A 1,469-nucleotide genomic window follows, 5' to 3' on the forward strand; every position below is an offset into this window, starting at 1 on the left:
GGCCGAAGATCGGGACAGCGCCCGCGCCTTTTTCGCCCAGGCCCTGCCCTTGCAGCCGGATGCGGATGCCCAGGCCCTGGCAGCCTTTTACCTGGGGTATACCGAGACCCTTGAAGGGCGTTGGGCAGAATCCATACCGGCTTTGGCCGAAGCAGTGAGGCTGTGTCCTGAGATGAAGGAATACGGCAACCTGCTTGGCGTGGCACGCTTTAAAACCGGCGATTACGAGGCAGCGGCGGCCGCCTTTGCCGCTGTATTGCGCGTGGATAAAGGCTCGGCCATGGATCTTGCCAATCTGGGTCTGTGCGAAAAGTTTATGGGCAAACATGAAGAAGCCCGCCGGCATCTGGCGGCAGCTCTGGAGCTGGATCCCGGCCTTGATTTTGCCCGCCGGCATCTGGAGCAGCTTGGTACGCAGGGATAGAGCAGTTAGCGAATGAAATGAGTTAACTGCTCCGCAAGGATTTTCTTGAAAATCCTTGCCACGAAATGCGAGAAGGCAGGCTTTTGCCTGCCGTAAGCGAGCATTTCAAGTGTTAAATGCTCTAGACGCTGCCTTTCAGCAGCCGCGTGGGCAAAAACCGCAAAGCCCGGCCTTTTGCAATGGACGTGTGCATAACGGCTACACGTACGTGGCAAAAGGCCGGGCTTCTCTGTTTCTGTGAGTGTGTCTTGTTCTTGCGGCGCTCACGCCAGCGCGGTCGCGCAACGGGTGCGCTTTAAAGGCCATAAACCCCCAATAAATCACGCGTAAATACCACACATCGGGCCTGTGTTCCGGGCGGGGGCAGGGCTTTGTCGCCCGGCTCCACACTGATGCGCACCGGAGTATACAGTGCCGCAGATGCCCCGTTTTTCTGATTCTGGCCGCTTTGAACGCCCTTGCCGCCCTGTTTTTCCTGTCCGCCGCCGGAAAATGCCTGTGGCGCAAACACCTCCACCACCGTCCCACGCAGGGTCTGACCATCTTCCAGTTCAATGCGGCAGGGTTGGCCCGGCAGGATAGCCTCGGCCCTATCTTGCGCAAAATAGGCCAGCAGCCAGTAATTTTCCGATACGGACGCCCCTTCCGGCAAAAGCAGCACAAGGGCTTCGCCGCTTCGCGCCATCTGCCCCGCAACGCCGGTAATGCGCAGCACGCGCCCGTCAACAGGCGCATACAGGCTGGCGTCCACCGGCGAAATCTCCTGCCCCTTGCGGGCGTTGCCCGAAGGCAACGGCGCATAGCGTTGTTGCGAGGCCATCTGCTTGTAGCGCAGCATTTCCTGTCGGATGCGGCCCAGCTCCTGCTCCAGGGCAGCGCGCATGCGGCTGGTCTCTTCGTATGCGGTCTTGGACATCTCCATCTGCCCGCGCGCCTGCGATTCAGCCTTTACGGCTGCGGCATATCTGCTTTTTCCCACGGCCCGTTCGCCGCCCTGCGCGTCAAGGGAGCGCAAATCCAGTTGCAACCGTACGTGCAGGGCCAC

The 1,469-nt window shown here is 60.2% G+C and carries 1 protein-coding gene and 1 pseudogene; one reads left to right on the forward strand and one right to left on the reverse strand.

Annotated features, from left to right (window positions below):
• Positions 1-424, forward strand: a pseudogene (locus V6C07_RS08760) (tetratricopeptide repeat protein); the annotation flags it as partial.
• 295 nt (positions 425-719) lie between these two features.
• Here the strand turns inward: V6C07_RS08760 and V6C07_RS08765 are convergent.
• On the reverse strand, positions 720-1,469 hold a 750-nt coding region (locus V6C07_RS08765), incomplete at its 5' end, for an HlyD family efflux transporter periplasmic adaptor subunit (RefSeq protein ID WP_333536021.1).

It is taken from the genome of Desulfovibrio sp. 1214_IL3152 (assembly GCF_036763055.1).
Classification (GTDB): domain Bacteria; phylum Desulfobacterota; class Desulfovibrionia; order Desulfovibrionales; family Desulfovibrionaceae; genus Desulfovibrio.